Source organism: Neobacillus citreus (assembly GCF_018343545.2).
GTDB lineage: Bacteria > Bacillota > Bacilli > Bacillales > Cytobacillaceae > Neobacillus > Neobacillus citreus.
On sequence record NZ_JAGYPE020000034.1, the window covers coordinates 31,911 to 44,968 of the forward strand.

The following is a 13,058-nucleotide window of genomic DNA, read 5'->3' on the forward strand; positions in this document are numbered from 1 at the left end:
GCCAGGCCGAAAGTGGCCTTATGAAAGGTTTATAAGCCCAAAAGGAGCAATCAAGCGGACCGGAAGAGGTCTTATGAAAAAGCTGAAAAAGCTTCTACCTTTTTTTCTTCTTAGAATTATCGACTACCGCCACTTTGCCTTTTTTGATTTCTTCTAAAACCACTTTCACATGTATCGTTTTTTCGTCAATATGCTCGACGTTTGAAATTTTGGCTTTGCGGCCTTTAATGGTTACATCCTCTCCAACGACTGGAATACGTTTTAGCAGTTGAGTTAATAAAACATTTTTGTTTTCAAGAAAATGAACTGCAAACATGGGCGGGCCACACCTTTCATTTTTAATGGGTTGTCTCTCTACAAAAATATTTAATGAAAGGCGGTTTTAGACCAAAAACGCTTACATAAAAACTTGAAATTAATTTTCACTTAACTTTAAATAGAGTTATAGATTGAGTAAAAAATAAAAAAACGAGATGATTATATGTTTATTTTAACTGAAGCAGCAAAAAACGAATTGCAAAAGCGATTGCAAGATTCAAACCAATTGATCCGCTTGCAAATGCGGAAAAGTTGTTTTATGAAAGCAAAACTGACCTTCGAAGATGCCTTTCAGGCAAATGACGAAATAATAACATTGGATGAACTGCAGTTTATCATTGATAAAGCCGAGTGCCATTATTTCAGGGGCAAAAAATTGGATTTTATCCCAGACACCACTGGTTTTAAACAATTTGAGATCATCTAATTTTTCAAAGAGCCTATTCCGCAAGGATAAGGCTCTTTTTTTTCATAAACCAACGATTTTCATTAAAATTTATGAATTCTAAAAATATTGACACAATAAAAAATGCGAGATATTATAAATTTACATGTTGATATTGTCGAATGCTGTTCGACAATATCGAACGCTATGGAGGATTAGTAATGTCTGAACGTTTAATTCAATCGATTGAAAGAGCAGCGGATGTCCTTGAAATTTTTTTAACTACAAATTCAGAGTTAAGCGTCAAGGAAATTAGCGAGAAGGTAAATCTATCAAAAAGTACTGTCCATGGGATTATCAAGACTTTGGAACACAGAGGATATCTTCAGCAAAACCCGGATGACCTCAAATACCGTTTAGGTATAAAGCTTTTTGAACTAGGTAATTTTGTAGGCAAACATTTGGACATAAGAAGCATTGCTCGGCCAATTATCAAGGATTTAGTCAATGAACTAAATGAAACCGTTCACTTAGTTTTATTGAACCGCAACGAAATTATTTATATCGAAAAGGAAGATGGACCGAGAACCCTGACGATGTACTCGCATATTGGAAAAAGAGCCCCGGTACATTGCACAGGTGTCGGCAAAGCAATTCTGGCCTACTTAAGTGACCAAGAGGTAGACCGGCTGCTGTCAATCCAAAATTTGCAGCCGTTTACGGAGTTCACGATGACGGATAAACAGGCAATTAAAAATCATTTACAATCCGTCCGTGAGTGCGGCTATGCGGTTGACGATGAAGAGATTGAGTTAGGGCTGAAATGTATCGCTGCTCCGATCTTTAACCATCAGGGGAATGTAATCGCTTCAATAAGCTGTGCCGCCCCTAAAATCAGGCTTGATGAAGAACGTCTTCCAAAGGTCATCGCCGGAATCCAGAAAGCTGCATCAGAGATTTCAAAGGCATTGGGTTACAAAGGTGTAATGCAACGATAAGCGCTGATCTGGCAGCTATTTTGGAATAGGAATTGAATAAAATGGGACACGAGAACCGTCCCCGTGAACTAATTTTAGGAGGAGAAATGAAGTGGAAAAAGTAAAAGTTGCCATTCTTGGCTCAGGAAATATTGGGACAGATTTAATGATTAAGCTTGGCCGCTCTGAAATTTTGGAATTAACCACTGTGATTGGGATTGACCCAAATTCGGATGGACTGCGCCGTGCCAAGGAATTAGGATATACAGCTATAAGTGACGGTATTGATGGTTTTTTGAAAACACCAGAATTGGCTGACATCATTTTTGATGCGACCTCTGCCAAAGCCCATCTCTACAATGCAAAAGTGTTAAATGAGGCAGGTAAAAAAGTAATTGATATGACTCCTGCTGCGGTTGGACCATATGTGTGTGCTGCCGTGAACATTCAAGAGCATTTAGAGAAAGATAATATCAATTTGATTACTTGCGGAGGTCAAGCGACCATCCCGATGGTGCATGCGGTCAATCGTGTTTGCCCGGTAAAATATGCAGAAATTGTCGCAACCATTTCAAGCCGCAGTGCCGGACCAGGGACTCGCGCAAATATCGATGAGTTTACTGAAACGACATCCCGTGCGATTGAAGTAGTTGGGGGCGCGAAAAAAGGAAAGGCCATCATTATCCTGAATCCTGCGGAACCGCCGATTCTTATGCGTGACACCGTTTATACGCTTGTCGAAGAAGGAAAGATGAACGAGGAAGCCATCAGACAATCAATTGCAGAAATGACTAAGGTCGTTCAATCCTATGTTCCGGGGTATCGTCTACGTACCGAACCGATTTTTGATGGAAATAAGGTAACCATTTTCTTAGAGGTAGAAGGAGCAGGGGATTATCTGCCAAAATACTCTGGAAACCTAGATATCATGACTGCAGCAGGCGTTAAAATTGCTGAAGAATTTGCAAAAAACTTATTAAAGAAACAAACCGTTTAAGAAAGGGGCCGAAAAAACAATGGAAAACAACAGAGATATTCTCATTACCGAAGTAGCATTACGGGACGGCAGCCATGCGGTTGCCCATCAATATACAGTCGAGCAAGTATTGAAAGTTGCAAAAGCATTGAATGATGCCAATGTACCATTTATTGAAGTATCACACGGCGACGGACTTGCAGGGTCTTCTTTACAATATGGCCTGTCAAAAACAAATGAAATGGAATTAATTGAAGCAGCTGTTTCTGTAGCAGATAATTCAAAAATTGCTGTTTTATTATTACCGGGTATCGGTACACTGCATGAACTGAAGAAAGCTGCCAATTTAGGGGCAAAAATGGCTCGTATCGCTACACACGTAACCGAAGCAGATGTGGCGCCGCAGCATATTGCTTATGCAAAAGAACTTGGCATGGAAACAGTTGGATTCTTAATGATGAACCACATGGCACCAGTAGACAAACTTGTTGAACAGGCTAAATTAATGGAAAACTACGGTGCTGATACGGTTTATGTGGTTGACTCAGCAGGTTATCTTCTTCCGGAACAAGTACGTGAACGGATTCGTGCCCTTAAACAATCAGTAGGCATTAATATCGGCTTCCATGGTCATAACAATCTCTCTCTTGCCATGGCCAATACACTTGTGGCTATTGAAGAAGGTGCGACCCGTATTGACGGCAGTGTTCGCTGCTTAGGAGCTGGTGCCGGTAATACGCAGACAGAAGTATTAGTTGCCGTTTGTGAACGGATGGGAATTAAGACAGGCGTCGATTTATATAAAATGATGGATTTAGCTGAAGATATCGTCGCACCGATTCTGCAAGTACCTCAGGAAATTACAAGAGACAGCCTGACACTAGGATATGCAGGGGTTTATTCAAGCTTTGCCCTTCATGCGAAACGTGCTGCAACTAAATTTGGCATCGATTCACGTGACATTTTAATAGAGTTAGGTAAACGTAAAGTTGTCGGCGGTCAAGAGGATATGATCGTGGATGTAGCAGCGGAAATTGCTAAAAACAAAAACTAATCCTTTTTGGACATCTTAGAATACGCACAATTAACATTTTTTCAGCAAAGGGTTAAATCATCTAGGGGTAGAGGAGAAATTTTATGGAACTAGTTATTATTCTCTTAGCGCTGGGTCTGTTAATGTTTATCGCCTATCGCGGATTTTCAGTCATCATTTTTGCTCCGGTATGTGCATTATTTGCGGTATTATTAACAAATCCAGACTATGTGCTCCCGTTTTATTCGAATGTCTTTATGGGAAAAATGGTGGAATATATAAAATTATATTTTCCTATTTTCTTGCTGGGAGCTATTTTTGGTAAAGTAGTAGAAATGTCCGGTTTAGCACGTTCCATCGCCACCACCTTGATTCAATTAGTGGGACGCAAGCGTGCCATGTTAGTCATTGTTTTATTGTGCGCAATTCTTACCTACAGCGGCGTAAGCTTAGTCGTTGTGGCATTTGCTGTATATCCGTTTGCAGCCAATTTGTTCAGACAATCCAATATTCCGAAACGGTTAATTCCGGGAACGATTGCCCTTGGGTCTTTTACTTTTACAATGGATGCGCTGCCAGGTTCCCCACAGGTGCAAAACGTCATTCCGACAACATTCTTTAAAACAAACCTTTATGCCGCACCGACACTTGGAATTATCGGGGCCATTTTCATCTTTACAGTCGGTATGCTGTATTTAGATTCTCGCCGGAAAAAAGCGGAAAAAGCCGGTGAAGGCTATGATAGCTTTGGAACGATTACCGAAGAGGAAATTAAAATCGACTTAGATGTAAAAGAAAGCGTCGGCCGCAAAATATTTGCCTTTGTTCCGGTTGTCCTAGTTGGTGTGCTAAATAAGGTGTTAACCACAGTGATTCCAAAATGGTATCCAAATGGTTTTGATTTTTCGAAAATCGGTTTAACGACTTTCCCAAACATTGAAACGGCACAAGTCGTTGGTATTTGGTCAGTTGAAATTGCTCTTCTTGCAGGGATTTTTGCCACTATTTTGTATAATCGAAAACCTGTTCTGACGAATTTCAAGGTTGGCATGAATGTCGGGATTGGCGGAGCACTGCTGGCAATCATGAACTCGGCTACTGAATATGGTTTTGGTGCTGTTATTTCAAATTTGCCTGGATTTGCGATTGCTAGAGACGGCATTTCCAAAGCGTTTGAAAATCCTTTATTAAACGGAGCGGTAACGACAAACGTTCTGTCTGCTATTTCAGGCTCCGCATCGGCAGGTATTGCCATTTCATTAGGTATTATGAGTAAAACCTATATTGAACTGGCTAATCAATTTGATATTCCGCTAGAAGTTATGCACCGTGTTATTTCCATGGCATCGGGAGGGATGGATACACTTCCACATAACGGAGCTGTTATTACATTACTCGCGATCACTGGTCTGACACATAAGCAATCCTATCGCGATATATTTGCCATTACCATTATCAAAACAATCGCTGCATTCTTTGTAATTGGTGTTTATATGTTAACTGGAATTGTTTAAAAAATTTATAAAGAACTAGTTGCGAAAAAACAGGCAAGTAGACGATGTCTATGTGGACAAGTCTACTTGCTTTTTTGCACTTATTAAGCTTTCCGGTTATAAAGTTATTTTTCCCGTACTATATTTAAATATAATTTGCTAGTTTTTAAGAAAAAATGAAGGGGATTGTGGTAATCTCAATTTAATGAGTATTACAAAAATAAAAAACCTTAAGCAGAGGTTGTGCTTCAAATGATTGAAAAGCTATTAATAAATGCCGATGAGTGTTATCAGCTGGGTGAGGAAAAGGCTGCTGAATATTTTCGGAGGCTATACAAACTGGTCACAGAAAAAAGCTATGTCACTGCTTTGACAAGGGATTTCCAAGAGTGGAAACACAACCATATTCGTCATCCTCTATTAACCTTCCTATTTCGAAGAAGGCAAAGGCCGGATGTTCGGGGATACCACCAATACATACAATGGCTCGACTATACCAGTAAACTGGACCATTATCTGGACCGAAGCATTTCCTATCTTTACATGCGGGACCTCGGCAAATCTCTGGAGTCACCGGAGACACAGGCCAGGATACGGAGTGTTGTGTCCAATTTAAAAAATAACCTGACAAGCCGCGATGACAAAACTGATTTTTTCAGCATGGCCGGATTGTACCGCTGGGCGCAGAAGGAAGGGATTGAATCCGCCTTTATTTGGCTGATGAACAAACTGAAAATCGTATCCGACAACATTCCGGAGAGAATGGATCCCGAGCATGCCAAACGAAAATTGATTAAAATCATTGCGGGGGTCATCCTGCATGTAAATGAAGAGATGGCTGATGAAACAGCCCAAGAAGAACGAAGCCGGAGGCTTGATGAAGCCATCAAACTGGGCTATGCCTACGGTCTGACCTATCCCTTTATTGACGATCTACTTGATGCCCGTGTTTTGTCCGATAAAGAAAAAGAGGAATACTCCAGTTTAATCCGGACCACCCTTGTTACAGGATCTGTTCCTGATTTAGGCAACTGGACAGGACCTAATGCCAGTCTCATTCGTTATATTCATACCGAACTCCGCGATGCCTTTGACTATATTAAGTCCCATCAGCATACGGAAACGAAAAAGCAATTTTTCGAGCAGGCCTATATCTTTTTTAATTCTCAAGAAGTGGACCGCGTTAAAAGTTTATCCAACCCCAATTACACCAATGAAGAACTGTACATACCGATTATTTTAAAATCGTCTTCGTCCCGATTGATTGCCCGTTCTGTCATCAGTGCTCCTGAGGATGAGGGGTTTGACAGCCGAACCTTCTATTACGGCATTTATAATCAACTGGCCGATGATTTTGCCGATATGTTCGATGACATAAAGGACGGTGCCGTCACGCCGTATACCTACTATATGAAATACCACAACCAGCGCGATGACCTTATCAACCCATTTGAGTTGTACTGGGCGGTTATTGCTAATTTGATTCACAATGTCTTTGACTCCGATCCAAAGACATGCGAGGTCATACTGGACCGCGCCATAAACGGATTGAAGCGATTTAAAGTGCGGATGGGAACGCAAAAATACAATGAAATAATGGGGCTTTTTACCTCAGGAATGCCGCAATTCAATCGTGTGATACAAAAAATGGTCCAAAAAGCAGACGATGTGGATTTCTTTGATAAGCTGCTGCGCGACCATATTATTACAAATTTAAAAAATGATCGTATGGAGCAGGACGACTTTTTAGATACAATCGAAACGGTTCGCGACCAAATTAACAAGACCTTGAAAATTGAAGATGTACCATTAAGGAATGACCCCATTATCGATGCCGCCAATTACAGTCTTGAGGGTGACGGGAAGCGGCTCCGTCCCATTATGACGTGGGTTATGGGTGTTGATGGATATGGATTGGATGGTTCCTCCATTACCCCGCTTTTACGGTCATTAGAATACATGCATACGGCATCACTTATTTTTGATGACCTTCCATCTCAGGACAATGCTGGAATCCGCAGGGGGAGGCCAACTCTGCATAAGACCTATAACATCGCCATTGCTGAACTAACTGCGCTTTTTTTAACCCAAAAGGCGATCGAGGAACAGACTTCGCTTACCCGGTTCAATGCAGAAACAGTACTTCGCTTGATTCAATATTCAGCCCAGGTAACAGAGGATATGTGTAAGGGGCAGGCGATGGATCTGGAATCTAAAGGCAAGCCATTAACACTGGACCAACTGAATGTAATGTGTTTTTATAAAACCGGAATCGCTTTCGAAGCGGCTCTAATCATGCCGGCGATTCTTGCACAAGCTCACACGTCAGAACTGTCCGCCTTGAAAAAATTCGCCAGGCATGCCGGCATTGCCTTTCAGATTAAGGATGATCTTCTAGATTTGGAAGGGGATCAGAACGTATTAGGGAAACCCGCAGGCAAGGATGCTGCTAACAACAGCTCAACGTTTGTATCCATCCTGGGCGCAGAAGGTGCGAAAAAAGCGATGTGGGACCATTATTGTCTGGCGATGGACACACTAGAGGAAGTGCCGCGCAACACGACTTTTTTGAAGCATTTGCTGAACTATATTGTTAATAGGGACCATTAAAAAGAGGGGACGGTTCTTTTGCTTCATTTTTTGAAGCAAAAGAACCGTCCCCATGTTTCAGTATATAACGACCGGTTCGTATGTGCTGAGATTTTCGTAGACGATTTTCATATCGTCTGGTTGTGTGTTGACGCAGCCGTGCGAGCCATCGTTAAGATAGGCATTGCTTGCCCAGTTTTTCCGCCAGCTGGCATCGTGGAACCCTTGTCCATCGTTCGTAAAAGGAGCCCAATAATTTACCTGTACTTGATAACTTGGTTTTCCACCGAGTTCCCTGCCTGTTAGAATGGAAGGTGATCGTTTATAGAGAACATACCAAACTCCTGTTGATGTATCATGACCGGTGCTGTGTTTCCCGGTAACGACATTTGTTGTGATGACCAATTTACCTTCTTTGTAAATCCAAATTCGCTGTTCGGCAAGGGATACTTCAGCATACGTGCCGCCAATTCCGTTGTTCGCGGTTGTATCGTAACCGTAGCCTTCACCCTTCCATCCGTGTCCAATAACATTGGATGCAGAAATGGAATTCTCTCCTTTTTCAAAAGCAGCTTGAATTTGAGCTGTTTCTTTGTCAACATCTAATGCCCAGCCGTAGCCTTTTCCTTTTACAGATATGACCGAACCTGAGTGGGTCTTAAAGGAGAAGTCTTTATTTAATGTAGATTTTGTATCATTTATTTCCGAAACTTTGTTTTTAATGTCATTCGGGTCAATTGTTATTTTCATATCCTTAGTCACAGAGGCATTTGTAATTACTTCACTAGCTTTTAAAGAAAAGACTTGATCCTGAACCTTATACTCAACAGTCAGCCCAAGAAGCTCTTGCAGCTTTTTCTGTTCATTTTTTACAATTGCGCTATTTTCTTTGATTGACTGTATGTATAAAGGACTAAGATGAATGTCACTCTTATAATGCTGCTTGTCGTATTCCTTCAATAGGCTTGAGACGTCATATTGTTCTCCATCCTTGCTTTTGGTGATAATAATGCTGCCCTGCGTAAGCTTCGCCGCTGCATCTTGGGGTGCTTTTAAACTTTTATTCATTGATAAGAGCTTTTCTTCCACAAGCTTTTTCATTGTTTCAGTTCGGAATTGGTCTGCCTTTTCAGGTATCAGATGATAACCTTTTGCCTTTGTCGATGGAAAAAATGTCCACTGGCTTTTTAGTATTTTCTTAACCTCAGGCAAATCCTGATCCGCAAAACCCATCTTTGTATCGTTTTCATCTAAAATTTGCTGCTGTCCGACAAAGACCCTATTTTGTAAGACAGTGGTTTGTAATTTTTTCAATGCCTGATCAGCCGTCATCCCACCGACATTTATGTCATTAATCGTAGTCTGTGAATTGAATCGGGTTGCCTGGTAATAACTAATTCCCGCAATTAAGAGTACGATAATAGAGGCGCTGCTTGCTGCAACAAACTTCCAATTTCGATTGCCTTTGACTGATTTGCCTCGTCTGGTAGGTATTTCTCCAACCAGATTCATTTCTGCGTTATTCATAAATCTTCCCCCATAAATGCCTAATAACCTCGGTATCAAGTCCACCGACTATAATCCCATAACTCATTCTAAGTCTACAACAATATTCTTAATTTATCATTAATAATTTACTAGATTTTCATAGTATAAAATAAGTGCTAATTTAACCTCACTTAGGATAAACTGAATATAAATTAGAGCATGGGGACGGTTCTTTTGCTTCAGAAGCAAAAGAACCGTCCCCATGCTTCAAAGAAGGGATAAAAGAAAATATGAGTAATTCAGGCTGGAATTTTGATAATAGTTATGCCCGACTTCCGCAGGCTTTTTTTACTGATACGAATCCTGCGCCAGTTGCTTCACCGAATTTGGTTATTCTTAATGGTCATTTGGCATCTGCTTTGGGGTTGAATCCAAAGGCTCTTCAGGGTGAAGAAGCTGTTGCTGTGTTTGCTGGGAACAAAATACCCGAAGGTGCTGCGCCGCTTGCGCAAGCCTATGCCGGGCATCAATTTGGCTATTTTACAATGCTGGGGGACGGACGGGCAGTGCTTTTGGGGGAGCAAATCACTCCGGAAGGAAAACGGTATGATATTCAACTGAAGGGCTCAGGCAGAACACCATTTTCCCGCGGAGGGGATGGGCGGGCGGCGCTTGGACCGATGCTTCGAGAATATATCATTAGTGAAGCCATGCATGCGCTGGGTATTCCGACTACCCGCAGTCTGGCCGTAGTGACTACAGGGGACGCCATTTATCGTGAAACCGAGCTTCCTGGTGCGATTTTGACACGCGTTGCGTCCAGTCATATTAGGGTTGGAACCTTTCAATATGCTGCCGGGAAAGGCAATGTGGATGAATTAAGGATTCTGGCTGACTATACAATAAAACGCCATTATCCAGAAGTCACAGCTGATACTGATAATAACAAGTACCTCTCATTTCTTAAGGAAGTTATAAAACGTCAGGCCTCACTAATTGCCAAATGGCAGCTCGTCGGTTTTATTCACGGGGTCATGAATACGGACAATATGACAATTAGCGGAGAGACCATCGATTATGGCCCCTGTGCCTTTATGGACACCTACGATCCGGCAACCGTATTCAGTTCTATCGACAGGGAGGGACGTTATGCCTATGGCAATCAGCCGTTTATTGGCGGTTGGAATCTGGCCCGATTTGCGGAAAGCTTATTGCCGCTGCTTCATGAAAATGAGGAGGAAGCAGTTAAATTGGCCCAAGAGGCTATTTCAGAATATGACGGGTTATACCGCCAAAATTGGCTTGCCGGAATGCGGGCAAAGCTGGGTCTTATTAATGAAGAGGCAGAAGATGAATCCCTTGCGGAAGACCTGCTTAGTCTAATGCAAAAACATCGTGCTGACTACACCAACACCTTCCGAGCTTTAACATTGGGTCAGTTGGAGGGAGCGGAGCTGTTTAAAGCACCGGGATTTTCAGAATGGCAGAAGCGTTGGCAGGAAAGACTCGGCAGGCAGCAGGAAGCAACAGCGGAATCCCAACAGTTAATGCGGAATTCCAATCCCGCAGTCATCCCGCGCAACCACCGAGTGGAGGAAGCGCTTGATGCAGCAGTCAGTCAAAGCGACTTCAGCGTCATGATGAAGCTGCTAAGTGCTCTGTCGAACCCTTATGCCTATACACCAGAACAGGAAGAATACTGTACAATTCCTGCAGCTGCGAACAGACCATACAGAACCTATTGCGGTACATGATTAGGAAAGGAAAACTTCGTTGGTTTCCGTTTTATTCCAAAGTTTGTCGTGAGACTCCTGAATTTTGTAGTTAGGGAGCAAAATTATGTCGTAAGACTCCTGAATTTTGTAGTGAAGAATCAAAATCATGTTGTGAGTTCCTATTTTTATGTAATGAGCGCAGTGAAATTTAAATTGAAAAAGAAGCTCCAACCCATGCTGGAGCTTCTTTTTATTTTATAAAAAATTTAATATACGCCAACCGCATCAAACGATTTATTGACTGCGGTAACCTCCGCGGAGCCAGCCCCATAAAGGTCCGCAGCAGCTTGTACCAGAGCAGCGCGGGCCTGGCTGAAGGTAGAGGAGGCTGTTAAGTAGACGGTATTTGCTCGATAATAGATTGCCCCCAGTTTATCATTGCCGATTCCTTGAACCGTGACACCATAATGAGTTCCGCCGGCAGCCAGCAGGTAGGCAGCTTTATTGATAATGCCGCTGTTCGTATGAACGCCGCCGTTGTCACTTGTTCCAGTATAACGTTTTGAATAATGATCCGGATCGCCGTATTTCGTCGGATCACTCATCGAACGAAGGGCATCGTTTGCCTTTGCTGGAGTATAAACGTCCTCGCCAATCTCATAATCCGGATTTTTCCCATTATAAAATTCAACAAGTGTACCAAAAATATCAGAAATGGCTTCATTTAATGCTCCGGACTCATTTTGGTAGACCAAATCGGAACTAGTGTCTGTAACCGCATGGGTCAGCTCGTGGGCAACAACATCAATACCACCTGATAACGGGATAAAGGTAGTTCCGTCTCCGTCCCCATACACCATTTGGGTGCCATTCCAGAAGGCGTTATTGTAGTTTCGGCCATAGTGGACCGTAGACTTTAAGGCTCCGCCGTTATTATCATAGGAATTCCGGCCAAAGACATTTTTATAATAATCATAGGTTTTACCTGCATAATAGTGTGCATCAACTGCAGGGCTCTCATACGAGCTATTTAGGAGGTTGTCAACACTTGTCCAAAGTGACCCCGGCGTACGGGAACGGTTGGATGCATCGTATGTGATAACACCGTTTCCTCTTGTATTATCCTGCAGATAATAAGTTGAACTGGATAAAAGCATGTTTAAGGCCTTCGTATCTCCTAAAACACCAACTCCGCTGCCCGTTGTATTTGTACCTGTTACGCCTGGGCCGGTTTTTGCTTCATGAAGATCATTGTATTTATTTAAAATTTCCCCAGTGGATGCATCAATAAAATAATTATAGTTTCCTGGCTTTGGTTCGAGGAAATTTAAGTTTACTAGATATGCATAGTCAGCATCATCACCGTGTGTGAAAACAACCAGGTCGGCAGATGGCTTTTTCTCGTAATCAGGAGAAATCCCAAGATCGGCTTCCGCAATTTTTATTGCTTGATTGGCATTGACCTTTTTCTCCTTTTTCAGACCCTTTTTCGTTTCAAGGTCCGGGGTGACTGTTCCGGAGAACACATTCAGAGTTCCGTCCTCCGCGACAAATGCTGCCTGTGCAGCGCCCCAAACAGGAACACCGTTGTACACTTGTTGGAGTCTCAGCGCCGTTCCGCCAAGCTTGTCTTTATTGCTGGAGGTGATTTTGAACGATTCCAGTGCGGATTTGGAACCAAGTTTAAATTTGTCTTTGTTAGCGCTTACATATTCAAGAACAATGGCTTCTGCACTTTTACCTGATGGGTTTGTAAGCTTGCCTGAAATAAACTCTGGGGATCCAACTAGCTCATTGTATTTGTAGTTGGACAGGACATTTTTTGGTGCGGCAAATGATGATGCTGGGGCAATGGCACTGGCGGCAAGACCTATTGACAATCCGAAAGCTAAAATCTTTTTCTTCACTAAAACTCCTCCTTGGAAAACCTATTAATTTTTAAAACTATCATATTACCTCGAAAGGTCGTGAATTCATTTTACTATCAAAAAAAGTACTGGAAAAGAAAAGGTTTTCATTTTGATGTTGGGAAAAAAATCAAAAAAGTACAGAAAATTTTTAAAAAAAGACAGTGGCAATTTTTA

The 13,058-nt window shown here is 42.0% G+C and carries 10 protein-coding genes; 7 read left to right on the forward strand and 3 right to left on the reverse strand.

Annotated elements, in window-relative coordinates; genetic code table 11:
- Positions 1–94 precede the first annotated feature (94 nt).
- Positions 95–316, reverse strand: coding sequence for a hypothetical protein (locus KHB02_RS17580; protein ID WP_213146630.1), 222 nt, complete (start codon positions 314–316; stop codon positions 95–97).
- 165 nt (positions 317–481) lie between these two features.
- On the opposite strand from KHB02_RS17580, the gene KHB02_RS17585 reads away from it, so the two are divergent.
- The 6 genes from KHB02_RS17585 to KHB02_RS17610 all read left to right on the forward strand — a co-directional run bounded on the left by KHB02_RS17585 (position 482) and on the right by KHB02_RS17610 (position 7,792).
- Positions 482–745 (forward strand): iron-sulfur cluster biosynthesis family protein, encoded by a 264-nt coding sequence (locus KHB02_RS17585; RefSeq protein WP_213146631.1) that lies wholly within the window; start codon positions 482–484, stop codon positions 743–745.
- A 179-nt stretch (positions 746–924) separates the two neighbouring features.
- Positions 925–1,701: an IclR family transcriptional regulator gene (locus KHB02_RS17590; protein ID WP_213146632.1), complete on the forward strand. Its 777-nt coding sequence runs from the start codon at positions 925–927 to the stop codon at positions 1,699–1,701.
- A gap of 91 nt (positions 1,702–1,792) precedes the next feature.
- Positions 1,793–2,677, forward strand: a complete 885-nt coding sequence (locus tag KHB02_RS17595) for an acetaldehyde dehydrogenase (acetylating) (protein ID WP_213146633.1) — start codon at positions 1,793–1,795, stop codon at positions 2,675–2,677.
- A 19-nt stretch (positions 2,678–2,696) separates the two neighbouring features.
- Entirely contained in the window at positions 2,697–3,710 is a 1,014-nt protein-coding gene (gene dmpG / locus KHB02_RS17600; RefSeq protein ID WP_213146634.1) for a 4-hydroxy-2-oxovalerate aldolase, read from the forward strand.
- A gap of 83 nt (positions 3,711–3,793) precedes the next feature.
- On the forward strand, positions 3,794–5,203 hold the full coding sequence (locus KHB02_RS17605) for a GntP family permease (RefSeq protein ID WP_213146635.1): 1,410 nt from the start codon (positions 3,794–3,796) through the stop codon (positions 5,201–5,203).
- 231 nt (positions 5,204–5,434) lie between these two features.
- Positions 5,435–7,792 (forward strand): polyprenyl synthetase family protein, encoded by a 2,358-nt coding sequence (locus tag KHB02_RS17610; protein WP_213146636.1) that lies wholly within the window; start codon positions 5,435–5,437, stop codon positions 7,790–7,792.
- Between the two features lie 57 nt (positions 7,793–7,849).
- Here the strand turns inward: KHB02_RS17610 and KHB02_RS17615 are convergent, their stop codons facing one another.
- Positions 7,850–9,298 carry a L,D-transpeptidase family protein gene (locus KHB02_RS17615; protein ID WP_213146637.1) on the reverse strand — a complete coding sequence of 483 codons (1,449 nt, stop codon included), beginning with the start codon at positions 9,296–9,298 and terminating at the stop codon, positions 7,850–7,852.
- A gap of 251 nt (positions 9,299–9,549) precedes the next feature.
- Between KHB02_RS17615 and KHB02_RS17620 the strand changes: the two genes are divergently transcribed.
- Positions 9,550–11,013, forward strand: a complete 1,464-nt coding sequence (locus KHB02_RS17620; protein ID WP_213146638.1) for a protein adenylyltransferase SelO — start codon at positions 9,550–9,552, stop codon at positions 11,011–11,013.
- Between the two features lie 227 nt (positions 11,014–11,240).
- On the opposite strand, the gene KHB02_RS17625 is transcribed toward KHB02_RS17620, so the two are convergent.
- Positions 11,241–12,881: a M4 family metallopeptidase gene (locus tag KHB02_RS17625; RefSeq protein ID WP_213146639.1), complete on the reverse strand. Its 1,641-nt coding sequence runs from the start codon at positions 12,879–12,881 to the stop codon at positions 11,241–11,243.
- Positions 12,882–13,058 lie beyond the last annotated feature (177 nt).